Below are 24,590 nucleotides of genomic sequence, written 5' to 3'. Positions count from 1 at the left end.
ACGGAGCGACTAAGCTCCCCATGCCATTCAAGAAACCTGTTCGAACCCGGAGCCGCCCCGTCGACGCCGGAGGGGTCGCTACACCAGAACTGGCTTGGCTGGGAGGCCCGGAGCCACGGGTGCCTCTGCGTCCACTGGCTTCGGCTTTCCGACTTCGGACGCGACACGGCCGTAACCGTCGGCCACGGGAGCGCTCGCAGGCATCGGGCGGCCTTCCTTGAATGCTCTCACCATCGCCTCGACTTCGGAGCCGTCCAGCACTTCCTTCTCCAGGAGCCGTTCCGCAACCGCCTGAAGTAAGGGAGCGTGATCGGAAAGAAGCTGCCGCGCCTTCTGATAGGCGTCATCGATGATGCGCCGCACCTCGCGATCGATTTCGATTGCGGTGTGCTCGGAATAGTCCTTGTGGTGCGCGATGTCGCGCCCGAGGAACACCTGTTCCTCGCGCTTGCCGAAGGTCATCGGGCCGAGCTCCTTGCTCATGCCGAACTCACAGACCATCTTGCGCGCGAGTTCGGTAGCTTTCTCGATGTCATCTCCGGCACCGGTGGTCATGTGACCGAAGACCAGTTCTTCCGCAGCCCGACCGCCAAACATCATCGCAAGTCTGGTCATCAGGTAGTCGCGCGAATAGGTGTAGCGATCGTCGAGGGGAAGTTGCTGCGTGACACCGAGGGCCATGCCGCGCGGAATGATAGTGACCTTGTGTACCGGGTCGGCCCCCGGCAGCAGCATTGCGACCAGCGCGTGTCCACCTTCGTGAAAAGCGGTGTTCTTGCGCTCGGCCAGTGACATCACCATCGAGCGCCGCTCCGCCCCCATCATGACTTTGTCCTTGGCAAGCTCGAAGTCTGCCATATCAACTTTGTCTTTGTTGCGGCGGGCGGCCAGCAGTGCGGCCTCGTTCACCAGGTTCTCGAGATCGGCGCCCGCAAAACCGGGCGTTGAGCGCGCGAGCTTGTCGACATTGACGTCGTCCGAGAGCGGGACCTTGCGGGTATGGACTTTCAGAATTCCCTCGCGGCCTCTTACGTCCGGCCGCGGAACCACTACCCGGCGATCGAATCGACCGGGACGCAGGAGAGCGGGATCGAGGACGTCAGGACGGTTGGTCGCGGCGACCAGGATGACACCCTCGTTTGCCTCAAACCCGTCCATCTCCACGAGCAGTTGGTTCAGGGTCTGCTCACGCTCGTCATGTCCGCCGCCCAGACCTGCGCCACGATGGCGTCCGACCGCATCGATCTCGTCGATGAAGATAATGCAGGGCGCGTGCTTCTTGCCCTGGACGAAAAGATCCCGCACCCGCGACGCGCCCACACCGACGAACATTTCGACGAAGTCGGAACCGGAAATCGAGAAGAATGGAACGCCGGCCTCGCCCGCTATCGCGCGCGCCAGCAGGGTTTTGCCGGTTCCGGGAGGTCCGACCAGAAGAACGCCTTTGGGAATTCTCCCTCCCAGGCGGGTGAAGCGCTTGGGGTCGCGCAGAAATTGAATTATTTCCTCAAGTTCATCCTTGGCTTCGTCGATGCCCGCAACGTCGGCAAAGGTGACCTTGTGGGTATTCTCGGTAAGCAGCTTGGCGCGGCTTTTTCCGAACGACATGGCCTTGCCGCCGCCGATCTGCATCTGACGCATGAAGAAAATCCACAGCGCCGCCAGCACCAGAACCGGAAACCACTGAACCAGCGCCACCATCCACCAAGGGTCACCCTCGGCGGGTTTGGCCGCGATGTTCACGTTTTTTTCGCGCAGCGTTTTGACGATGTCGGGATCGTAGGGCGCGTAGGTCTTGAAATGCTCGTTGGCGGTGGTCTCGCCCTTGATCAGGTTGCCCTGGATGGTGACGGACCTGACCTGGCCCTTATCAACCTGGTTTAGGAAATCGGAGAAAATTATCTCCGGCTCACGCGGCTGCTGCCTGCTGAAGATGTTGAACAACAGCAGGAACATCAGGCCCAGGACGAGCCACAGTGCAATACTGCGGGAAAACTGGTTCATTCCCTTCATAAAAAGCGTATCACGCTAGTTAATTCGCGCGCAATCATTACTCTGACGAATCAAGATGCCGAGCCCTCACATGCAAAACGGTTTCGCTGGCGGTTGAGACCAGCGCGCCGTCCCCGCGCAAGATGCCAGGCAGCCACACAATCCGCGTTCCCATGGCGACTACTGGAAACCTGCCACGCAATGGGGGCGGCAGTTTTCTATCGATGAACACGTCTTTCACCTTGCGGGTGCCAGTCATCCCAAGCGGCCGAATCCTATCTCCGGGCTTGAAGTTCCGGGCGGTTAGCCCGTCGGCGGCGATGGCCTCAATATCGAAGAGGGCCGATGAATGGTCCGCGGGCATGGCTACCTGCCCCGCCCCGACCAGGCTCGCCTCGAATGCAAGCCCCGCCTCTGCGATCTCGGTGGTGCCTTCGAAAGCCAGTGCGGTAGAAAATTTCGGGTGCAGAACCGGCGCGCGACTGGTAATCCGCAGCCGATCATATTGACGGACTGCGTGCCGTCCACCAGGAAGCGAAATTTCCCCGTTGGCGGGCCCCGCAAGGCACAGGTGGTTCAGACCCTCCAGGTGATCGCGGTTCAGACGGCGCAGACTTCCCAACTGCGTGGCCAGATACTGTCGCAATACGGGGATCCGCAGCGCAGCATCGACCCGCGCAAAGCGGGACAAGTCAAGTTCGCCTTCGACTGGCAACATTCCGGAGAGCTCCCGGGCGGCAGCGCGGGACAGGAAACTATCGACAGACTGCATCTCGGCGGCGAGCGCTGCGAGCCGCTTCGAGGTGCCCGGCACGTATTCGCGATTGAGTGTCGGCAGCAGATCGTGCCGAATGCGATTGCGCAGCAATGCAGAAGAGAAATTGCTAGCGTCGGTGACGAAGCTCGCGCCGATCTCCTCGAGGTAGCTCAAGATATCGCGGCGGCTCAGCGAGAGCAGCGGGCGGATCAAACGACCCGGGCCGGTTTCGGCCATCGCAGACAGCCCGGCAATCCCCGCGCCGCGCAGCAACCGCATCAAAACGGTTTCCGCCTGGTCATCGGCGTGATGTCCTACCGCGACATATTCGCTGCCGGTCTGGACTGCGGCACGGTCCAGAAATTCATGGCGAGCCTGGCGGGCGGCTTCCTCGAGGTTCGGCATCTGCGGCGCAAGCGCGGTTGCTCGTTCAAAAATGAAGTCAACGTTCAGTCGACTGCATAAGTCATGGCAGAAGCATTGATCGCGATCGGACTCGTCGCCGCGAAGGGCATGATTAAGATGTGCGGCCGCAAGCCGAAAGCCGCACGATACGCGTAATTCGACCAGCGCGTGCAGCAGTGAGACGGAGTCGGCCCCGCCCGACAGCGCGACCAGAATCGCCGACCCAGGACGCACACCAACGCGCTCGAGACTGTGCTTCATCTCGGCGAGGAATGCTTTCCGCTGCCGCTGACTCATCTTCTAGCAAGCCTATGCGCCGCCATCCGACCGAGCAACTTACCGCTAGCGGCTCATGCGGTCCAGCAACTGGAGGATGATACCGATACCGGGCAGGTTGACCTCAAGTTCCTGTTCCAAAGTGCGAATCAGGCGCGCGCGTTCCAGCGCGGAACGATCGTAAAGCGCCTGAGCCTTTCCCGCGGAATCGAGGAGTTGCGCTGGAACCAGCAATTCTTCCTGTTCCCAGACCGAGAGCTGGCGCTCAGTAACCCCGATCATGGTGCAGAACGCACTTCGACTGATCAGGACATGGGTGCCCTCAGCGGCGCGCGACGATTTACGATTGCGGACTCCGCGTTTGGGCATGAGCCATCAGCTCCTCGACATCATTTCCATCCGCGGATCTTTGACCGCCCGCGCGCGGCGGCTTTCGGCCAGCTGCTGCATGAGCTTGAGCTCGGCGTCGTTCAGATCGGTCGGCGCGAGTACCTTGATTTCGTACAGCAGGTCTCCCGCCGCTTCCTTGCCGCGGCCCGGAATCCCGCGACCCCGCAACCGCAGCACTCTCCCGGTTTGCGAGGCGGCGGGAATCCTGAGCGATACCCTGAGGCCGTCGGGGGTTGGTGCGGTGACTTCGGCACCCAGCGCCGCCTCGTAGTCCCATACCGGCAGCTCGCAGCGGATGTCCCGTCCGGAAATGTTGAATGGGGGACGCGGCTCGATGCGAACCATGAGAAATAGATCGCCGTTGAGCTCGGGGCGCGTGCCGCGGCCGCCCTGTCCCTTGAGGCGCAGCTGGGTGCCGTCAGTGACTCCGACCGGAATGGTCACTTCCAGGACGCGCGGGGTCGGTATGACGCCGGCGCCGCCGCAGGTTTGGCAGGCGCGCGCAGCCTGGATGATGCGGTTTTTCCCCTGCCGTTGCTCACTGGTGACGATACCGGAGCCGCCGCACGTGGAACATTCGTCCTGTGCCACCATCTCCAGCCGGCGGCGGGCACCCTTGATCGCATCATAAAGGTTTACTTGAACTTCTGCGCGGAGGTCGGGAGCCCGCACCGGCTCGGCGGAAAAGCCAAATCCGTGCACTCCGCCACCCGCGCGAAACCGTTCAGATGCACCCCCGAAAAACTGCTCAAAGAAATCGCTGAAATCGCCCGCTCCGAAGTGCGCATCGTCGCCGCGGCCGCCCGCGGCCGCCTCGCGCGCGTACCGGCGCATCATCTCCTCCTGGGAGACGCCGTGTTCCCAGTCCGCGCCGAGTTCGTCGTACTTCTTGCGCTTGGCCGGGTCGCTCAGGACCTGGTAGGCCTCGTTGATTTCCTTGAACTGTTTTTCGGCGTCCTTGTTTCCAGGATTGACGTCGGGATGATGTTTGCGGGCGAGTTTGCGATAGGCGCTCTTGATGTCGGCTTCACTGGCGGCACGCTCGACGCCCAGAACCTTGTAGTAGTCGCGGAACTCCATCCAGGTGGTCCGTATTCAAAGATGCGCACGAATCTGCGCCGCGCAAGTGTAGTTGAGAAATCGGGAGTCCGCTACGAGGAACGATCCGAGGGAGCCTCTTCGCCCGCCTTCAAGTCATTTAGGGCGTCGAGGCGCTTACGGAGCACGTCCAGCTCGCGTTCGAGGAACGACTGGCGACGCCAGATGAATGCGACGTACAGAAAGATCGCCGCGAAGATGATGCTGTACGCCACGAATAGGTAGCCGAGGTGTTCCATCGTGAGCTTCCCGGTTTACGCTGCGCCGGCGCGAAAACGAGCGAGGGCGATTTCCCGGGCCAGCGCCGCCAGGCGCGTGCGCATCCTGAGCTCGGAAAAGCGCAGCAGCAGGAGCCACGCAAAGAGCAGGGTGAAGGCCGCCAGCGAAACCAGCAGCGTCACCACCATGCGGGGATCCTCCAGACCGTGGCCACCCTGGCGGGTGACGAGCACGGCGGGATGAATAGTTCGCCACAGCCGCACCGAGACGATCACTACCGGCACGTCGAGCGCCGCCACGATTCCGATCACCGCGGCAAACCTCGCGATTTGCTGCGTGTCGTCCGCGATCGTCCGCAGCATCAAGTAGCCGCCATACATCAACCACAGCACGAAGGTGGTGGTGAGGCGGGAATCCCAGGTCCACCAGGTACCCCAAATGGGTTTTGCCCAAAGGGATCCAGTGATGAGCACCAGGGTACAGAACAGCATGCCGATTTCGACCGCGGCATAACCGAGATCGTCCCAAATTTGTGCGCCCATCCAGAGGTAGAAAATTCCTGCGATCGCGACGAGTCCGAAGGACGCGAATGCGACCCAGGCGCACGGCACGTGGAAATAGAAGATGCGCTGCACGATGCCCTGGTCCGCCTCGGTCGGCACCCACACGAACACCATGTACAGAGCGACCAGCATCGCGGTCAACGCGGACAGGCCGAGCGCACCGTAAAGACGCCGGTTCATCGCCCTACTCTTCTCCCACCACGTGTTCAAACAACAAATAGCCGGCAGCGATAAACAGCACATCGAAGGCGACAAGAATTCCGACCCACTCGCGCGCAGCGGCAAGAGGAGCACCCGACAACGCTGCCGCGCTGGCTTTTACACCCGCTATCAGAGCGGGCACAAAGAGCGGCACGATTAGCAGCGGCAACAACAACTCTCCGCCCCGCGCACGAATCGATATGGCCGCCAGTAGAGTCGCGAGCGCGGAGAACCCTAGCGCACCCAAGATCAGCGCGATCGCCAGGGTCACGAGTGAGTCGGAAAACTCAAGATTGAAAAAGAGCATCGCCATGATTGTCGCCGCCAGGGCAGCGGCGATCATGAAAGTGGTCGAAGCGGTCAGCTTGGCCGCATAGAGGATGGCGCGGTCGACCGGGCTCAAGAGCAGTGCACGAAGACACCCGTTTTCGTGTTCCGCAACCATCACCCTCGTCGCGCCAAGCATTCCGGCGAAAACCAGTGCAATCCAAAGCGCGCCCGCGGCGGTAGCGGGACCCCCGCCGGCAGTCCGGTCGAGCGCGAAGGTCAGTACCACCAGCACCAACAGGGCAAGCGACACCAGCGCCGTGGTGCTTCGCCCACCGCGCAGCTCGAGTATCAGGTCCTTGCGCAGGATTGCGAGAAACGCGTTCATGAAGGCCTGGGCCTGAGTAGCGAACGCAGGCGCCCCCTGCGGGGTAGGTCTTCTTCCTGGCAGGGCACGACCTGTCCGCGCACGATTTCGTAAACCTCGAACTCGATGCCCTCGACCGCGAACGGAGTATGCGCGGTTGCGACTATCGAGCATCCTTCCTCGAGAGCCGATTTGATAAGCGTTCGCACCCGGGCCGCTCCGTCTGGATCCAAGCCCGCGAAAGGTTCATCGAGCAACAGCAGTGATGGCCCGTGAATCATCGCGCGTGCGGCGGCCAGCCGCTGCTCCATCCCCCGGGAAAAAGTTCTTACGCGATCGCCGGCCGAATCAGCCAGCCCGAGCCGTGCAAGCCATGACTCCGCCACGTCGCGCGGCGCAGAAACTTCGTAGAGCCGCGCGTAAAATTCCAGATTCTCGCGCGCGGTGAGATTGGGATAGAGAAAGCTCTGATGCGACATCATTCCGATTCGCCGGCGATAACGCGGCGCGAAACGGCGGGGGTCTTCACCAAAGACCAAGGCATAGCCGTCGCTGGGCGCGACCAGTCCGGCGAAGATTGAGAGCAGCGTGGATTTCCCGCAGCCGTTGCCGCCGATCACAATGGCGCCCCGTCCCGGGCTGAGCTTGAACTCGGTCTCCTGCAAGACCGGAGTTAGGCCGAAAGTCTTGCCCAGGGCGTGGGTTTCGATAACCGGTGCGGCCATGCGTCAGCTCGCCCGGTCGTGGTCGCGCGGCCGCAACCTGACACCACATTCCCCGCAGAACTGGGAGTCGGCGGGGCAGCGGGCGCCGCATTGCGGACAAAAGTTGATCTCGCGCGGCGCGACACGCGGTGCGCCAACGGCACCTCGCGCGGATTCGATCCTCCGGACCGATCCTTTCCCACGCGGCGGGTCGACTCGGAATCTCTCCAGAGCGGCCATGGCCTTGAGGGCGCGTTGTTCCAGGGTGGTGTAGAGCGACTTATAGTCGGACTCGGAAAGCTTACCCATCTCGCGGTCGAATTCGAGTTCGCGCAGCCCCTGCACTGCCAGGCCGCGATCATGCTCGAGCCGTTCGCGGTCAACCTCGCTTGAGCCCCTTTGCCGCCGGGGGAAAAACCCGCCGCCTAGCGGAGCCGCGACAAACAACGCAACTCCAGCGATGATCATGGCGGCAGCCAGGTATGCCACGGCTCAAGTGCGCTCCCGAATCTCATGCGCGAGCCGATCTTTCAGCTCAGCATCGAATTGGGGGGCGGCGTCAGACTCGGGACTCGGCACCGCGCTGGTATCGCCTGCCGCGTGGAGCGAACGCCATCGATTTGCCGTATAGACGATGAGGGCGCCGCCCAGCACCACGACGAGGAACGGCATCACCCACGCCACCAGGTTGAAGCCCTCGGTGGTCGGAGCAGAGAGGATTTTTTCGCCGTACTTCTGACGATAGAAAGCGATAATTTGAGTTCCTGACTTGCCCTTGCCGATCATCGCTTCAATCTGCTCCCGCACGGGGACGGAAAAACTGCAGGTCGGATGGTTGCAGTTGGCGACGGTCAAGCCACATCCGCATTGGCAAGTGAGGCCTTGGCTGATGGCGGCTAGAGTCGGCCGCTCGGCCGCGCGAACGGCGAGATCACCACCCAAGGCAAATGAAAACACCAGCGCCAAACCGCCCAGCGGAGCGGCATAAAAGGCTAGCCGCTTCATGCTCAGTCTCCGCCTGGCGCCGGTTCGCCCGCTATTTGGGAATCAGCGGCACTACGCAGGGCCACGGCGATTGCGGCGCGCTCGCGGACGTTCGGCCACATCACGACTACCGTGCCCAACACCATCAGCAGTCCGCCTCCCCAAAGCCAGAACACCAGTGGAGTAAGAAACACCTCGAAAGTGGCCTGCCTTCCGCTGTCATCGAGGCCGGCTAAGACTACGTAAAGGTCCGCGAACGGCGTCGATCGGATTGCCACTTTGGTAGCGGGCTGTTGCTGACGCTTGTAGAAAAGCTTGGCCGGCGCCATCTGCGCGACTTCGCGCCCATCACGGCTCACGAGAAGGTTCGCCGTCGCGCTCTCCAGATGCGGTGTATCGATCGGAAGAACCCCGAGGTACTGGAGCCGGTAGGGACCCACCGCAAAGCTCTGCCCCTGAGTTACCGTCTTCTTCACTTCGGTCTTGAAGAACGCTGACCCGACGATTCCCACGAATGCGACAATCACGCCGACGTGAATGATGTATCCGCCGTAGCGGCGATTGTTCTTTGCAACCAGGTTGACCAGGGCGGTCGCAGGTGCCTCACCAATCATGTGCCGGCGTGCACTCACCCCGCGGCGGAACTCGACGATTATCGTACCCATCACGAACGCGGCTACCGACAGCGCCGCCAGCACGTACCAAGCGCGGATATGAAAGGCAAAAGCCAGCAGTCCGGCGGCCAGGCCGAGGGTGGCGGGAGCGGCGAAGCTTTGGATGAGATTGCGGGGCGTGGTGCGTCGCCAGGCGATCAAGGGGCCAACCCCCATCAGGAAGATCAGTGCGAGCGCGAGTGGTCCATTGACCTGGTTGAAGAACGGCGGCCCGACGGTGATCTTCACGCCGCGAACGGCTTCGGACAGTACCGGGAAAATCGTCCCCCAAAAAACCGCGAACGCGATGCCAACCAGGACTAGGTTGTTGAATAGAAACGCAGCCTCCCGCGAGAGGTACGATTCGAATTCGGCAGGGCTGCGCAAGTCGCGCGATCGGAAGATGAGCAGCCCCGTATACGCAACGACGACGAGAATGAGGAAGCTCAGGAAGTATGGTCCAAGGCCGGATTGCGTGAATGAATGAACCGATGAGATGACGCCGCTGCGGGTGATGAACGTGCCGAAGATGGTCAGGGCGAATGCCAGTCCGATAAGCGCGAGGTTCCACACCTTGAGCATGTCCTTGCGCTCCTGGATCATCACCGAATGCAGGTAGGCGGTCATTACCAGCCACGGCATGAAGGCGGCGTTCTCTACCGGATCCCAGGCCCAGTAGCCCCCCCACCCCAGCACCTCGTAAGCCCATCGCGCGCCGAACAGGTTGCCAAGCGTAAGAAAGAACCACGAAAAGATTGCCCATCGGCGGGTCGAGCGAATCCACGAATCGTCGAGCTTGCCGGTGATCAGGGCGGCGGCCCCGAACGCGAAAGGGACTGTTGAACTGACGTAGCCGGTGTAGAGGGACGGCGGATGAATCGCCATCCAGTAGTTCTGCAGCAGCGGGTTAAGGTCGGTCCCCTCGCTGGGCACCAGGCTAAGCGCATCGAAGGGCCGCGTGACGAAATTGAGCATCCCGAGGAAGAAGACCGCGACCAGGGCAAGTACGGCGCCTGCGTATGGAGCAATCTCTGGATTGCGCCGCCGATTCTGGAATGCCGCAATCGAAGTAAAGATTGAAAGGAGCCAGGTCCAGAACAGAAGCGAGCCCTGCTGTCCACCCCACAGCGCGGCGAACTTGTACGGGGTCGGAAGCGTGGTACTGGAGTAGGCTGCCACGTATTCGAGCGAGAAATCTGAACTGAGCAGTCCGGACCACAGAGCGATCACCGCCAGCGTGACCAGCGCACACATTGCCCACAGCGCATGCCGCGCACTGGCCAGAAAATCCGCGCGCTGTTTGCGTGCCCCGTAGAGATTGGCGCCAATCGAATAAACCGCAAGCAGCAGCGCGATAAGCAGTGATAAACTTCCCAGCTGCGACATCGGAACCTACTTGTTTCTCTTGGCCTGGTACTTGGACGGGCAGCTGGTCAGAACCTGGGTGGCGGCAATTTCGCCGGCAGGAAGGAGCTTTCCCTCCACGATAACGTCGCGGTTCTCGGCGAACATATCGGGCTTGGGTTCCCCGATTGAAGAGACTTTGAACGAAACCGGGTCGGTCGCCACTACCGGGGCCACGGCGCCGTCGGCCGCCGGCTCGGGAATTGGCACGATCGCGAATCTGAGGGTGAGCGAGGCGGGGTCCCAGGCGATGCTTCCGACCTTGACCCGACCCGCGACGCGAAGCGACTGACCTCCGAGCTCGGCCTGCCGTGCGGCTACTTCGCTGACGGTCAGATAGTATTCCGAGGTGCTGCGTATCGCCGTGATGATAAGGTAGGCGATCGCACCCACGATCAGCGCCGAGCCAATCACAAAGCGGAGCTTTAAGCGCATAAACCGCAGAGCCTGCGCAATTCTTTCAGGCGAACCCCAGACGAGCAACCAAACGGATGCCGGAAGATTACACCACTAGGGGAGAGGATCTAAAGAGACCACAAAAATCAACCCCGCGACCGCGCGGATTCGCACCCGTCGTTTATCCTACGGCTCGGATTCGCGGACCTGATGGGGGCCGAAGGCTACGCCGCGCCTGCTCGCCCGGATGAAGGCGAGCATCTCGGCGACTTCAGGTGACAACGGGCCGGAGCTCTCGAGACGGTCGACCGCGAGCTTCAGATTCTGGCGCCCTCCGAATAGCGCGAGAAACGCGCGGCGCAGGGCCGAGATCGCGGCAGTTTTGATTCCGGCGCGACGTAGTCCGATCGAATTGATTGCACGTAGGGTATGGGCCCCATCAACGATGCAGAACGGGGGAATGTCACGGCTCATTCGGCTTCCGCCACGGGTCAGAGCGAGCCGTCCGATGCGGGTGAATTGATGGACCACGCAATTGCCCGATACCAGTGCGCGATCACCGACCTCGACCCATCCCGCGAGCAGCGTTCCGCCGCCCACGATGATTTGATTGCCGATCCGGCAGTCGTGAGCGATATGCGCGTTGTGCATGACGAAGTTGTCGTCGCCGACGATGGTTATTTCGCCCTGCTCGCATCCACGATGAACAGTAGAACCTTCGCGAAACACGTTGCGATCGCCGATTCTCACCTTGCGCAGCGAACCCGTATACGCAAGGTCTTGCGGTTCATCGCCGATCACCGCGGTAGGATGAATCACATTATCGGCGCCGATCTCGGTATCGCCGAGAATCGTCACGTGGCCGATAAGCCGCGTCCGCGCGCCGATTTTGATTCTGCCCTCGAGCAGACAGAAAGGCCCAACCTCGACACCCGGCGCTAGTTCAACTTCGGCGCCGATGACCGACGACGAATGGATGCGGGGCGCAGCGTTCGTGGGGTTACTCAACTACCGGTGGTTTCCGGGCGAAGGAATCGAGCCCCGGATTGCTCGTCGGTCACAAAATTGCCGGGCATCGCTCCCCCGACCCGGCGCGAAGATGCGCCGCCTTGCTCTCAAACCCCCAATTTCGAAATGACGCACGGGTCCATCCCTCTTTAATGCAGGATCTTCGACTTCCTTCGATCGTCGGGATGTTCCTTGTCATCGACCTTTCCGCCTGCCAAGCGGTAATCGCCGCTGGCCCAGGTACCCAAGTCGACCAAGTGGCAGCGCTCGCAGCAGAAAGGACGGAATTGATTGCTCTTCGACATGTCCGTCGGCTTTTTGCAGATTGGACACCGCATACTTTCGAAACCTGCCAGATAGACGCCGCGCGCGCAACGCGACCCCTCCTGATTAATCACGGATTTAAGCTCATGCCGTTCATGTCACTACATGGCGCTGGATGGAAAAGCTTGGAGCAGGACACCATCTTTGGTGATCTTGACGCACTGGACGGCGTTGCGTTCGAAGTCGGGATCACAGAGCGGAGCGTCCAACCCGGGACATCGATAGAGGCTGGGCTCCAGAGTTTCGCATTTGGCCAGGTCGAACTGCGCGATTTCGCCCTTTTGTGCGGAAGTTTCCTTGGGCGGCGGAGCGCTCGAGCAAGCGCAAAAGCCGGCGAGCGCAGCGGCCATGCCAACCGCGCATAATCCCCGGTGAAACTTGCGGCCACTCGCGAGCATCCACCTCATGTGCTCCTAAGGAAGCGATCAATCAAGCACCGAAATGTGGGACCGAGGCTAGAAGATCTCGTTGCTTCTGCACTTGTTAGAGCCGCCTGCGTGACGGAATGTCGCGGTCCGGTAATCGTAGACGAAGCGCTTCGAGTCGCAATATTGAGTGTTCGGCGCGAGCCCCGTGTAGTCGATGCGCACTTCGACTCGAAGTCGCGATTTCCCGCTGACGACATCCTTGTACGAATCGGCGGTAAAATAACGATAGAAGAAGTGATCGACGTCAGGAGGGATGCCTCCGCTTTCGTGCACATCCATCGCACCAGGAAATGGATCCGGCGCAGGCTTTCCATCAATCCAAACATCCACCCTTACCAAACCATCGGCAGCCGGGATCCGTCCGAAGTTTTTGTACACCACCGTCAGGTGTGGATCGGGGGAATCAGTCGCTTCGAAATCTATTTTCGCGACTCCCATGAAGGGACGATCGGCGATGGCGAAAACCAGGCTGGTTACCTGGGCGGTCCGCCAAGTGGCAAAAGCGCTGAAGCCGGTCGCCGCCACCATCAGCACCGCGAAGAGGTCGGTAAGCCCGATCGCGTGCGAGACCCGCCGCTCTTCGGCGCGCTCCCAGCGTCGTTCGCGCTCCAGCTCCTCACGCAGCAGGTCACCTTCTTCTGTTAGTCCTCGCTTTCCCCCTTGAGCCGGTGCTCGGCCATCCGAATCCCCCTTGTCGGTCGTCACGCGGGGTGGGTTTAAGTCTAACGAGAGTCGGGCGCCACGAACCATAGCACGCTAAGCGGAGGGAGCTCGATCGCGATGGAATGACGGAAGCGACGATGGGGAACGGGCTGCGACTCTATCCCGCCCAGGTTTCCGCGATTGCCGCCGCCGTAAGCGGCGGCATCAGTGTTCAGGATTTCGCGGTACCATCCGGGCCGCGGCACACCTACTCGAAAACCTCTCCGCAAAACCGGCGAGAAATTGCAGACGCAGACTATGGTGCGACCGCTGGCGGGCGCGATCCGCAGAAAGGCGATCATATTGTCGTCGGCGGCGTCCGCATCGAGCCATTCGAACCCGGGTGGCTCCACGTCGGCTTCCCACAGCGCCGGTTGTTCACGATAGAGGCGGTTCAGGTCGCCAACCAGCGCGCGAAGCCCGCGATGGGACTCGTACTCCAGTAGATCCCAATCGAGGCTGGAGTCGTGATCCCATTCGCGCCATTGCCCGAGTTCGCTACCCATGAAGAGATGTTTCTTGCCGGGGCGCGCCCACATGTAGCCATAGAGCGCACGCAAATTGGCGAACTGCTGATCCATCGTACCGGGCATCTTTGCCAGCAACGCGCGCTTACCGTGCACGACTTCGTCGTGGGAAAGCGGCAACACAAAATTCTCGCTCCAGGCATACAGCATTCCGAAACTCAGGTTGCGATGGTGCCAGCGGCGATAGATTGGATCGAGTGCAAAATACTCAAGCACATCGTGCATCCAGCCCATGTCCCACTTCAGTCCGAAGCCCAGGCCGCCCATGAAGGTGGGCCGGCTGACTCCCGGCCATGCGGTAGACTCCTCGGCGACCATCATGATGCCCGGGTTCTGTGCGTAGACCTGCTCGTTCAGCGCGCGCAGAAAAGCGATCGCTTCCAGGTTCTCGCGGCCACCATAAGCGTTGGGGATCCATTCGCCGGCCCGGCGTGCGTAGTCACGATAGATCATAGACGCGACCGCATCGACCCGGAGTCCGTCGGCATGGAACTCCCCCAACCAGTAGAGCGCGCTGGCAATCAGAAAACTGCGCACTTCGTTGCGGCCGTAGTTGAAGATGTAGGTGCCCCACTCGGGATGGTCTCCGAGCCGGGGATCCTCGTGCTCGTAGAGCGCGGTCCCGTCGAAACGCCCCAGGCTGAATTCGTCCTTGGGGAAATGCGCCGGCACCCAGTCGAGAATCACGCCGATTCCCCGTCGGTGGAACTCGTCGATCATGAAGCGCAGATCGTCGGGACGGCCATAGCGCGAGGTTGGAGCGAAGTAGCCACTGACCTGGTAGCCCCACGAGCCGGTGAACGGGTGCTCCATCAACGGGAGAAACTCCACGTGCGTGAAACCCATCTCCTGCACATAATCTCCAAGCTGCACCGCCAGCTCGCGATACGTGAGGCTGCGGTTCCCTTCTTCTGGTACGCGGCGCCACGAGCCTGGATGCACCTCGTAAATCGATACCGGGGACTTGACCGGGTCGCGACTGCCGCGCGCCGTCATCCACGCTTCGTCGCGAAACTGATAGTCCGAGTGGTACACGACCGAAGCGGTGGCTGGCGGGGCCTCCATCTGCCTCGCAAAGGGATCACTCTTGAGCAGTAGATTTCCCTCGCGCGTGCGAATTTCAAATTTGTACAACGCGCCGGGCTCCAAATCGGGAACAAAGAGCTCCCATATTCCGGAACCGCCAAGCACCCGCATCAGGTGAATCCGTCCGTCCCAACGATTGAAGCTCCCGACCACGCTGACGCTGACTGCATTCGGCGCCCATACTGCAAACGCAATTCCGGCAATCTCGCTCATGTGGGTCGGACGCGCACCCAGGCGGTCCCAGGCGCGATTGTGTTTTTGCTCGCTCCAGAGATGCAGATCGAGATCGCCGAGGGTCGGTAGAAACGAATATGGATCGTGGAGGATAGTCACGGCGCCGTCATCGCGATGAATCTCCAAGCGGTATGGAAATACTTCGCGGCGATCGGGCACGATGGCTTCGAAGATGCCATGGTCGAGCTGCCCCATCTCGACTCGCGCTTCGTCGTAGAGCAAGTAGACCCGAACCGCATCGGGACGATAAGCACGGACGATGACGAGGTCATGCGCAGGATGCGCACCGAGAATGGAATGCGGATCCGGATGCTGGAGGGCGAGCAGGCGATCGAGGTTAGCCCGATCGACCGCCCAGGTTGCAACTTCTCCGCTGAGTGCCATCCTCAAAGCGATACGGCATCGCCGCCGTATCCTGAACCAGTCTAGACCATATGCTGAGGGTCCGCATCGTTTTGTAACTTAGCCTGCAGATACGCGATCCCGAATTTGGGGGGCGCAATCCGGAAGAAAGAGAATTATTGCGGAATCATAGAAGGTAGTTGTCAAGCTGCCGGCGTGGCACTGACGATCGCGCAAAGAACCGGGCCTGGCTAACCAGTGTGGCGGAGGTGGAAAAATAAGTGCATGGCAACAAACACGAGCGCGCATCCAGACCCTCTTGATCCGATGATGGGCCAGCTCGAAGTTATCGAGCCCGGTCTCGCGATGTTCCATGGCTTTGCGAACGTCGCTTTCGCTTACGGACGCGGCGACATGATCGCGGTCGACACCAGCTCGCGGCAGATGGGGGAGATGGCAGTCGCCGCGATTCGGAAGGTAACCGACGAGCCCGTCACGCTCATCGTTTACACCCATGGCCACGCCGATCACGCATTTGGCACCGCCGCCTTCATCAAGGATGCGGCAATGCGGGGCTATCCTCGACCCCGAATCTGGGCGCACGAGGACGTGACCGGCCGATTTCGGCGCTATGGACGCACCGAAGGGTGGCAAGCGCATATCAATCGGTTGCAATTCGGGATCGAGAGTCCACCGGGACTGTTCTCAGAAGCGTTCCACATCGAGCCGGACCTCACCTATCGCGGCATGCAGGTGCTGGAACTTATGGGTGAAGCGATCGAGCTGCACCATGCGATGGGCGAAACCGATGATGCGTCGTGGGTATGGATGCCACTGCGGCGAGTCGCGATGGTAGGTGATTTGATCATCTCCTCGCTTCCTAATACCGGCAATCCGAACAAGGTGCAGCGCTACACGCTGGAATGGGCCGAGGCTCTCGAACGTATCGCCGCGAGGAGGCCGCGCTACATTCTGCCCGGACACGGGTCCGCATATTGCGGTGAAGAGCGGTGCGAGGAAGTCTTGCGCGCAACAGCAGGTGCCCTGAGATTCATCCACGATGAGGTGGTGCGGAGATTGAACGACGGTCAATGGCCGGTCGAGATCGTGGAAGCCGACATTCAGCTCCCTCCGGAGTTGGCAGCTAAGCCATTCCTGGCTCCAATCTATGGATGCACGGCGTTCATCGTGCGCGATGTAATTCGCCGTTACGCCGGATGGTGGTCAGGGCAACCATCGCAATTGTTTCCAGTCACTCGGCGCGAGCACGCGCGCGACCTGCTCGCGCTCTGCGGACGTGAAGCGCTTTTGGACCGGGCTCGCTCGCTGAAAGATTCCAGCCAACTTAAACGCGCGCTGGCGATGGCCGAGCTGGCCATCGACGCGGACCCCGGAGATCAAGAGGCGCTGCGCTTGAACGCGGAGATTCTGGAGGCGATCGCACTCACCGAGCGTTCGTTCATAGCGCGAAATCTTTTCAGCGGGGCAGGGAAAAAACTGCTTCGGGGTTTGACCAAGCAAAACGCCCTGTAAAGACAAGCTGAGTAAGCAAATCGAGTTTCTGCATCTAAGCTGCGGCTGGAATCCAGGCGGTAAGCGTGAACACCGACCTCCCAGTTTCCTGCGTTATTTCCTGCCCTTTTCCCATCTCTTCGCCAAAGGAATGACGAAGCAGGGCGTATCGATCCCTAGGCACGAATCGTGAATCATCTGGCTTACGTTGGAAGCACGACACTCGGAGGGAACCTCAGAATCCCGAGGAAAGTGAGCAAAAACCGATGGAAACCTCGACTACCACGACCGGCACCGATAACCCAAAACGCAAATATTGCCGTCTGCTCGAGCCGGTGCGGGATCACGAAGGCCGTATCCGCTTTACCGAGGCCGTCGAGATAATCAAGGAAATAGACAATCTCGATCGGCACATGTACCTCGTCCGTTTTGAAGACGGATCGACTACTTTCGTATTTCCTCACGAGGTTGAAGTTCTTCCCGGGCCTCCACTCAGAAACGCCGCCTAGAACGGGGCACCTTTTCGCGAATCAAGTTATCCAGCTGTCTGCCGCCCCCCGCCGGCGGGATCGAAACGCGGCGGCGATGGGTTTGTCGCGGTCGATTGTTCTACTTTCCTCATGATTGGAGAACCGTTCGAGCGCAAAGACGTGATTCCAGGACGTCCGCTCGTCCATGCGGAACGCAATTTGTTGCAAACGCGTGGCTGTCGCTAGGCCGACTTAAGCTGCTTGATGTCGTCGAGCAGGACTCGCTCGTGACCCTGGGGCTTTACTTTCGCGTAGACCTTGCGCACGGTGCCCTGGGGATCGATCACGAAGCTGGTGCGCTCCCAGAACTTCATACCGTTCCATTCGGCCTGCCCGATTCCACAAGCGCCGATGAGTTCTCGCTTGGCGTCGGCTAGCAGATCGATCGTGAAGCTGAATTTGTTGCAGAAATTCTTGTGCGATGCGACATCGTCCTGGCTAACGCCCAGCACGCTGATTCCGGCCGCATCGAACTCCGCCTTGGAGGCCGTGAATGATTTGCCCTGGATGGTGCATCCGGGAGTATCGTCTTTGGGATAGAAGTAAACGACCAGCCACTTGCCCGCGTAGTCGTCGAGCTTGACGGTCTTGCCGTCCTGATTCGGGAGGGAAAAATGCGGGAACGATTTTCCGGCTTCAAGCATGACCTACTCCTTGTCGCCGTGAGACTAGCCAATTTCTCGGCTCGATTCACAACCGCTCAGCCAGCCAACCGCGGAGGTCGCGAGCTGACCCAGCGCGTGGCTTCATCGTACGCACAGGCGAGCTGCATGCAGGCCATTTCGGCGTGATTGGGACCCGCGATCTGAATTCCCATCGGCAGGCCGCGCGCATCGAAGCCGGCCGGTACATTCAAAGCAGGACACCCGGACATCGTGATCGGAATAGAGACTTCCATCCAACGGTGATAGGTGTCCATCGCGGTGCCGTTGATTTCCCTCGGCCATCGCAGCGAAGCGTCGAAAGGAAACACTTGCGCGGAAGGCAGAATCAGGAAGTCGTACTTTTCAAACATTGCGCGGACCGCCTGGTACCACATACTGCGTACAGCTGAGGCATCGGCGATGTCGTAGGCACTGACTTTAAATCCCCTTTCGATTTCCCACTGAGCTTCGGGTTTGATCAAAGCCTGCCGCGCAGGATCCGCATAGGCCTCCTTGAGGAACGCTCCTACCTGCCAGGCGCGGAGCTTGAGCCAGTTCTGCCAAACCCGATCGATTGGATAGACGGGACGCGCTTCTTCGACCACGCATCCAAGTTCCTCGAATGATCTCAGCGCGCGCCGGCATAGATCGAGCACCCCCGCCTCGAATGGAAGGTAGCCACCGAAATCACCAAGCCATGCCAGCCGGATGCCTTTCAGCTCGCGTTTCAACGGCTCTCTGAACCGTGACGGGTCCTGACGATTGGACAGCGGCACGCGCGCGTCATAGCCCGCTATTACGGAGAGCAGCAAGGCAAGGTCGGGAAGATTGCGTGCCATCGGGCCATGGACGGAGAGCGAGGGCATGAAGACCTCGCGCCAATCAGCAGGAACGCGGCCGAAAGAAGTGCGAAAACCGAAGACGTTGTTGAAGGCCGCTGGATTACGTAACGAGCCCGCATGATCGCTGCCATCCGCAACCGGCAACATCCTGAGAGCCAAAGCCACCGCGGCGCCACCGCTGCTGCCTCCGGCGGTTCGAGACTGATCGTAGGCATTGAAGGTTGTGCCGAAGACTGGATTAAACGTGTGCGACCCCAGCCCGAACTCGGGAACGTTGGTTTTGCCTATCAGGATCGCACCCGCGCGTTTGATCCGCTCGGCGACAATCGAATCGGTGCGCGGAACGAAATCGCGGAACAGTGGAGACCCAAGCGTGGTGCTGATACCATGGGTCGGTTCGAGGTCCTTGATTGCCGCTGGAAGACCGTGGAGCGGACCGCACGGTTCTCCCCGTGCCAGCTGCGCATCGCGCTGTTGCGCCTGCTTTCGAAGCAGGTCGCGCGGCTGCAGCGAGACGATCGCGTTGACGCTCGGGTTGAGCAGCTCGATGCGGTCGAGGAACGCGTCCATGACCTCGACGCACGAGAGCTGCCTGGATTTGACCGCGGCGCCTAAAGCCAGCGCGTCCAGGGAGGTTATTTCGGTGTCGTCGGACAATGGATCGGCCATGCCACGTTGAACAGCAGCTTAGCCGTCCTCCTGCGGTTGAGCATCTAACCGATTGTCGTATCGCTCGCTCCCTAGCCGATCGAGGCGGCAGCCCCGGAGCGGATCAGCTTTTCGATCGCTTCTTTCGAGTAGCCGATCTCGCTCAGGACTTCGCGTGTGTGCGCACCAACCTCTGGGGCGACCGTGGGCGTGCGCTTCTCGACTCCTTCCATAAACACGGGACTGTTGATCGTTTCGATGGTGCGCTTGGTGGGATGATCGATTTCTATCACGGCTTCTGCGGCTCGCAGTTGCGGGTCGGCGACCACGTCATCCAGCTGGGGGAGCAGTGACCATTTGATGTCGAATTGCTTGAACAGCTTGCGCAACGTGGGGATGTCGCGCGATTCAAATTGTGATTGCAGAAGAGCGTGGAGCTCCGCCGCGTTCTTGCTGCGGGCCGCGTCGTTGACAAACAGATCGCTGGTAGCCAAGTCCGGCATCCCGAGCGCCGTGCATAAGCGCGGAAACTCGTGTTCCGGATCGAGCTGCACCAGCATAAAGACCTTGCCATCGCCCGCCAGGTACCCTGCGGTGAGTGGGTTGGGCGGTGGTCCGTCGGCGGCCCGTTGGGGAAACTCGGCTTTGAGGAACTTCGCCTGCAAGTCGCAAGCGTTGGCCCAGGCGCCGCTCGCGATCAGCGAGGTGCCGACTTTCGAGCCGCGACCGGTGCGCTCGCGATTGTACAGCCCAAGCATGATCGCACCGAACATCGACATCGCGGTCGGATGATCGCCCATTCCCGGGCGTGCGCCGCCGGGAGTTCCATCCCGTCCGACCACGCTCATCATCAAGCCTGAGCGCGCCCAGTACGCAAGCGCATCGAAGGCCGGATCGTCCGCGTCCTCGCCGCGATCGCCATACCCGGTGAGATGCGCGTAGATGAGCCGCTCGTTCAGTGGCCGCAGGTCCTGCCAGGTTAGACGAAACTTTTTCAGAATTAGCGCCTGGTAGTTAGTCACGAAGACGTCTGACTTTTTGACCAGTTCCAGGAGCGCCTCGCGTCCGGCGGGATCAGCGAGGTCAAGCGCGACGCTGCGCTTGTTGCGATTGGTCAGGATCCAACACCAATCGAGGTCGGCCTTCGCAGTCCCGGGAAGACGTGAGAACAGGCGCCAGAGATCGCCGCCCTGCGGGCGTTCGATTTTGATCACATCGGCGCCGAAATCCGACATCACCGTCGCGGAAGCGGGGCCGGCGATGTAGGTGCCGCAATCGATGACGCGAATTCCGGAAAGAAGACCTTTGCTCTCCATATTGAGACCTCGACGCAAAAACTACATGGTCACTTAGTACAAAGTGCCGATTTTGGAAACGCCCAGAACTGGGGAAGCTTGAAGATCGGAGCACTGGGTGAATGCCCTGGCATGACCCTAACCGGCCTTCGCGCCTCCACCCTTCAGGTCCCACTCGGATCGGGGCAGCGGATCATCGGACCGGCCCAGGGAGTCAGGCGGCGACAGATGCGGAGGCCGTGAACTGGGCTTCTTCGCCGGCAAGCGTTCGGCAGCCGAGTAGTGCGACCGCACTCGCGATAAACATCACTACAAAAGAAGCGATCGCGATCTCGTAGCTGCCTCTGACATCGAAGATACGGCCGGCAACGATCGGACTAATGAAGGCACCCATCGTATAGAAGACACCCGTGACCCCCATCAGCGAGCCGAAGCGCTTTACGCCGAGCGACTCGATTATGACCAGCGGCATTTGCACGCCGTACGCACCGAGCGCGAATCCACCAGCGAGGATCGTCACCATCAAGCCGAGCGCGTGAGATGCGCCCATCAATCCAGCAGCGCCCAGGGCACCGAGAATGCAGGTCCCGGTCATTGCGATGCGCGCGCCGACCCGATCGGAAAAGGGACCACCGAGTAAAGCGCCTAGCGTAGTCATGACGAGAAACATGCTCACTACGGTTGCGGCAAAAGCCGCGCTGTAACCCAGTCCGGTCAAATAAGCCACATAGTGAGGACCCATGCCCAGGGTACTTCCGACCAGTATTTGCACGGCGCAGATCAGCCAAAACGAACGTGTTTTCCGTGCTTGCCCAAGCTCGAAGCCGGAGACCTGGATGGGAGCTGGCTCCGGAGCATCGGCGGTTGCAGCAGACGCACCATCGTCGCGCGAATTTGCAGGTCGAACGAGCAGAACAACTAGCGGCACCACAACCACCAGAATCGGCAGCGCGAGCGCGAAGTAGCCGGCGCGCCATCCTGCCACCGTGATGATGTAGTTAGCCAGCGGTGTCATCCCGGCGCCGCCGATCGGCGCGGCTGCGAAAGCGATTCCGATAGCCAGTCCGCGCTGGCGCTCAAACCAGCTCGCGATGAGGATCGAACATGGGATAGTCGTCGACGCGCCGACGCATATGCCGAAGAGTCCATTGATGGCGAGAAACTCCCCGAAGGTCGTGGCACGGCTCAGGAGGATATAAAGAACCCCTGTGATGGTCGCACCGACGACTATCATCCTCTTCGGGTTGACGCGGTCGGCCAGCCATCCGATGAGCGGGCCAGTCGCACCACCGGTGACCCAACCGATCGACATTGCAACGGAGAACTTCGCCCTCGTCCATCCGAAATGCTTCAGCACCGGCACGAAGAAAACCGCGGAACTGTTAATCGCACCCCAGATAAAAAACATCGTGACGCAGATCGCGCCCACGATAATCCATCCCCCCCGATCTCGATCGGTCATGCGAAGCTCCGCCTGGTGCCGGACTTGTGCGACGCGCGCATACTATCCGGAAGCTGCTGGCCAGCGCCAGCGAGTCTTGTGAACGTTGCGCGAAAACCGCTCCGGGCTTGGCACCGATTGGCGCGCTTCACACCCCCGCTCGCCTCGTCGCGGGCCGGCTTTTTCGCGCGGACCAGGCCGTTGAGACGAAATTCGGTCAACACTCGGGTTTTCCGCAGATCCTACTTAATCTCCGGGAGGGCACCGTGAATGTTCAACCGCTCCAGGACGGGGGTCAGCGGCATGCGTGGAGGCTTTGGGAAATCACCGGCCGCGCGGGGCCACACGATCGGTGTAAGATCGCTCTGGATCACTTGACCCACCTCGATTCCAGGGCGATCCACGCTCGGATGCACGTAGGGCTTGGTGCGGGTCGCGCCGTCGCGGAAGTAAATCATGGTATGCACCCGACGTGCGCGATTGCTTCGGTTGGGTTTTGCCAGGTGGACAGTGAGTCCGTGATGAAACGCCACCGAGCCGCGCGGAACCTCGACGTAAACCGGGGGAATTCCGGAGATGCTGGGGTCCTCAAGAATCTTCACTTTTTCGTCGGCAGTGAAAATGTTCACGAATTTGCGCAGCCCCGCCCGATGCGACCCGGGTATGTAACCCATGCAGCCGGTCTCCTGCGTGGAGCCATCGAACGGCACCCACGCGGTTAGCGTTTGGGTCTCGTCCATGGGCCAATACGGTTGATCCTGATGCGCCTCCGTATAGCGCCCGCCCGAATCCTTGTACAACGCCTGGTCGTGCCACAGACGCAACGCCGAAACACCGATCAGCGTCGCGGCGGCTTGAGAAATCTTCGGATGAAAGGTCAACGGCAACACGTCGGGGTGGTCTTCCCAGAGATTGATGCACTGGGTGAAGGACTGTTCGTAGGGGGACTTCTCTTCCAGCTTGCGATGATCTTTGCGGCCGCGATCGCGGACCGCGCGATCAACCGCCGCGCCAAATTTCGCCAACTCGTCTTCATTAAGCAGCTTCGGCACGACCACGAATCCGTCGCGGCGGAAGTTCTCGACCAAGGTCGGACTAACAATCTGTTTCTCGTCCACCCTCTTCGCCCTGCACACTTTTACTATGCGCGCTTCGGCATGTCATACGCGCCCGTTACCACCAACCCGCAGGGCTGAGCTAACAATCAAGATGCTTGGAGGCGGATGACGATGGGGAATACCTACCGCGCGGAAGTAATCGGCTCGATGCTGCGGCCCGGCTATCTCAAGCAGGCACGCCAGCGATGGGAAACGAAGGGCATCGCTACCCGCGAGTTCAAGGAGGTCGAGGACCGCGCAGTCGACGAGACCATCGCCCTGCAAGAACAGTGCGGCGTCGACGTGGTCACCGACGGAGAGATGCGCCGCACCCATTTCATCGCCCCTCTTACCGACGTCATCTCGGGCGTCAAACCTGTCGCGGGCTTTACCCGCGTATGGCGGCGCCCCCACGAAAAGAACCAACCGGCCGAACAAACCAGTATCCGGGTTCAGTACGCGGTGGTGGACAAGATCCGGCGCACCCGCTCGCTGACCAACGAGGAGTTCACCTACGCACGACGCCGGGCTCGCAAGCCGCTCAAGGTTACGCTGCCGAGCCCGCTGATGATGGCGCTCAGATGGTCACCGCAATACTCGCGCAGCGCATATCCGGATCCGTTTGATTTATTTCGCGACGCCGCCGCGATTGTGCATCAGGAGGCGCACGAGCTGGCGGCGTTGGGATGCGAATATATTCAAATCGATGCGCCCGAACTCGGGATGCTCTGTGATCCGGAACGGCGCAAGCAGGACTTCGCCGACCAGGGAATGAATCCCGACCGGCTGCTCAGCGAGGGAATGGATATCGTAAACTCGATCGCCAACGTTCCGGGCGTTTCTTTTGCACTCCACGTCTGCCGTGGCAACAACCGGGGCTACTACGTCGGCGAAGGCGGCTACGATCCGGTAGCAAAGGAGCTCTTCACACGGGCGCGCAACTTCGAGCGGTTTCTGCTCGAATATGACGATTGGCGTTCGGGATCATTCGAAGCGTTGCGCGAGGTGCCGAAGGACAGATCGGTGGTGCTGGGCCTTATCTCGACCAAGCGCGCCGAGCTCGAGCCGATCGACGAGATCGCCAGACGAATTGACGAAGCGGCGCGCTACTTTCCGCGCGAGCAGCTCGGGCTGTCGACCCAATGCGGCTTCGGGACCGTATGGGAAGGCAATCCGATTCCGGAGTCCACCCAGGAGGCCAAGCTGCGGCTGGTTGCGGAAATAGCACATCGCACGTGGAGATAGTAAAAGCAC

The 24,590-nt window shown here is 60.7% G+C and carries 24 protein-coding genes; 3 read left to right on the top strand and 21 right to left on the bottom strand.

Going from position 1 to position 24,590, the window contains the following annotated elements; genetic code table 11:
• Positions 1–78: 78 nt before the first annotated feature.
• From ftsH to glgB, 16 genes are all read right to left on the bottom strand, one after another.
• A complete protein-coding gene (gene ftsH, locus VGI36_04445; GenBank protein HEY2484371.1) occupies positions 79–2,013 on the bottom strand; it encodes an ATP-dependent zinc metalloprotease FtsH in 1,935 nt (644 codons plus the stop codon).
• Positions 2,014–2,050: 37 nt separating this feature from the next.
• Positions 2,051–3,451 (bottom strand): tRNA lysidine(34) synthetase TilS, encoded by a 1,401-nt coding sequence (gene tilS, locus VGI36_04440; GenBank protein HEY2484370.1) that lies wholly within the window; start codon positions 3,449–3,451, stop codon positions 2,051–2,053.
• 45 nt (positions 3,452–3,496) lie between these two features.
• Entirely contained in the window at positions 3,497–3,799 is a 303-nt protein-coding gene (locus VGI36_04435; protein HEY2484369.1) for a MerR family transcriptional regulator, read from the bottom strand.
• Positions 3,800–3,805: 6 nt separating this feature from the next.
• Positions 3,806–4,900, bottom strand: a complete 1,095-nt coding sequence (locus VGI36_04430; GenBank protein ID HEY2484368.1) for a J domain-containing protein — start codon at positions 4,898–4,900, stop codon at positions 3,806–3,808.
• A gap of 71 nt (positions 4,901–4,971) precedes the next feature.
• Positions 4,972–5,157 (bottom strand): CcmD family protein, encoded by a 186-nt coding sequence (locus tag VGI36_04425; GenBank protein HEY2484367.1) that lies wholly within the window; start codon positions 5,155–5,157, stop codon positions 4,972–4,974.
• Between the two features lie 15 nt (positions 5,158–5,172).
• On the bottom strand, positions 5,173–5,880 hold the full coding sequence (ccsA, locus tag VGI36_04420) for a cytochrome c biogenesis protein CcsA (protein ID HEY2484366.1): 708 nt from the start codon (positions 5,878–5,880) through the stop codon (positions 5,173–5,175).
• Positions 5,881–5,884: 4 nt separating this feature from the next.
• Positions 5,885–6,556: a heme exporter protein CcmB gene (locus VGI36_04415; protein ID HEY2484365.1), complete on the bottom strand. Its 672-nt coding sequence runs from the start codon at positions 6,554–6,556 to the stop codon at positions 5,885–5,887.
• A complete protein-coding gene (locus tag VGI36_04410; protein ID HEY2484364.1) occupies positions 6,553–7,260 on the bottom strand; it encodes an ABC transporter ATP-binding protein in 708 nt (235 codons plus the stop codon). The genes VGI36_04415 and VGI36_04410 overlap by 4 nt, the downstream gene beginning before the upstream one ends.
• 3 nt (positions 7,261–7,263) lie before the next feature.
• Entirely contained in the window at positions 7,264–7,728 is a 465-nt protein-coding gene (locus VGI36_04405; protein ID HEY2484363.1) for a zinc-ribbon domain-containing protein, read from the bottom strand.
• 3 nt (positions 7,729–7,731) lie between these two features.
• Entirely contained in the window at positions 7,732–8,244 is a 513-nt protein-coding gene (locus tag VGI36_04400; GenBank protein HEY2484362.1) for a cytochrome c-type biogenesis protein CcmH, read from the bottom strand.
• Positions 8,245–8,246: 2 nt separating this feature from the next.
• On the bottom strand, positions 8,247–10,262 hold the full coding sequence (locus VGI36_04395) for a heme lyase CcmF/NrfE family subunit (GenBank protein ID HEY2484361.1): 2,016 nt from the start codon (positions 10,260–10,262) through the stop codon (positions 8,247–8,249).
• A gap of 6 nt (positions 10,263–10,268) precedes the next feature.
• Entirely contained in the window at positions 10,269–10,715 is a 447-nt protein-coding gene (locus VGI36_04390) for a cytochrome c maturation protein CcmE (protein ID HEY2484360.1), read from the bottom strand.
• 147 nt (positions 10,716–10,862) lie between these two features.
• Positions 10,863–11,684: an acyl-ACP--UDP-N-acetylglucosamine O-acyltransferase gene (gene lpxA / locus VGI36_04385; GenBank protein ID HEY2484359.1), complete on the bottom strand. Its 822-nt coding sequence runs from the start codon at positions 11,682–11,684 to the stop codon at positions 10,863–10,865.
• Between the two features lie 425 nt (positions 11,685–12,109).
• A complete protein-coding gene (locus VGI36_04380) occupies positions 12,110–12,358 on the bottom strand; it encodes a hypothetical protein (protein HEY2484358.1) in 249 nt (82 codons plus the stop codon).
• A 105-nt stretch (positions 12,359–12,463) separates the two neighbouring features.
• The gene (locus VGI36_04375; protein HEY2484357.1) at positions 12,464–13,141 is read right to left on the bottom strand and encodes a hypothetical protein; all 678 of its coding nucleotides are present in this window, start codon (positions 13,139–13,141) and stop codon (positions 12,464–12,466) included.
• A 17-nt stretch (positions 13,142–13,158) separates the two neighbouring features.
• Entirely contained in the window at positions 13,159–15,369 is a 2,211-nt protein-coding gene (gene glgB, locus VGI36_04370; GenBank protein ID HEY2484356.1) for a 1,4-alpha-glucan branching protein GlgB, read from the bottom strand.
• Between the two features lie 243 nt (positions 15,370–15,612).
• Here glgB and VGI36_04365 point away from each other — a divergent pair, with 243 nt between their 5' ends.
• Positions 15,613–16,860 carry an alkyl sulfatase dimerization domain-containing protein gene (locus VGI36_04365; GenBank protein HEY2484355.1) on the top strand — a complete coding sequence of 416 codons (1,248 nt, stop codon included), beginning with the start codon at positions 15,613–15,615 and terminating at the stop codon, positions 16,858–16,860.
• A 245-nt stretch (positions 16,861–17,105) separates the two neighbouring features.
• The gene (locus VGI36_04360) at positions 17,106–17,348 is read left to right on the top strand and encodes a hypothetical protein (protein HEY2484354.1); all 243 of its coding nucleotides are present in this window, start codon (positions 17,106–17,108) and stop codon (positions 17,346–17,348) included.
• A 203-nt stretch (positions 17,349–17,551) separates the two neighbouring features.
• Here the strand turns inward: VGI36_04360 and VGI36_04355 are convergent, their stop codons facing one another.
• The 5 genes from VGI36_04355 to VGI36_04335 form a co-directional block, all read right to left on the bottom strand.
• Positions 17,552–18,013 (bottom strand): peroxiredoxin, encoded by a 462-nt coding sequence (locus VGI36_04355; protein HEY2484353.1) that lies wholly within the window; start codon positions 18,011–18,013, stop codon positions 17,552–17,554.
• Between the two features lie 56 nt (positions 18,014–18,069).
• Positions 18,070–19,524, bottom strand: coding sequence for an amidase (locus VGI36_04350; protein HEY2484352.1), 1,455 nt, complete (start codon positions 19,522–19,524; stop codon positions 18,070–18,072).
• Between the two features lie 71 nt (positions 19,525–19,595).
• A complete protein-coding gene (locus VGI36_04345) occupies positions 19,596–20,819 on the bottom strand; it encodes a CoA transferase (GenBank protein ID HEY2484351.1) in 1,224 nt (407 codons plus the stop codon).
• A gap of 193 nt (positions 20,820–21,012) precedes the next feature.
• Complete coding sequence (locus VGI36_04340; protein HEY2484350.1) at positions 21,013–22,260, bottom strand: MFS transporter; 1,248 nt, start codon at positions 22,258–22,260, stop codon at positions 21,013–21,015.
• 221 nt (positions 22,261–22,481) lie between these two features.
• Positions 22,482–23,357 carry a phytanoyl-CoA dioxygenase family protein gene (locus VGI36_04335; protein HEY2484349.1) on the bottom strand — a complete coding sequence of 292 codons (876 nt, stop codon included), beginning with the start codon at positions 23,355–23,357 and terminating at the stop codon, positions 22,482–22,484.
• A 111-nt stretch (positions 23,358–23,468) separates the two neighbouring features.
• Between VGI36_04335 and VGI36_04330 the strand changes: the two genes are divergently transcribed.
• Positions 23,469–24,581, top strand: a complete 1,113-nt coding sequence (locus VGI36_04330; GenBank protein HEY2484348.1) for a cobalamin-independent methionine synthase II family protein — start codon at positions 23,469–23,471, stop codon at positions 24,579–24,581.
• The last annotated feature ends 9 nt before the right edge of the window (positions 24,582–24,590 follow it).

The sequence above is a fragment of the Candidatus Binataceae bacterium genome, from assembly GCA_036495685.1.
Classification (GTDB): domain Bacteria; phylum Desulfobacterota; class Binatia; order Binatales; family Binataceae; genus JAFAHS01.
This window is presented reverse-complemented; position numbering and strand designations above follow the sequence as displayed.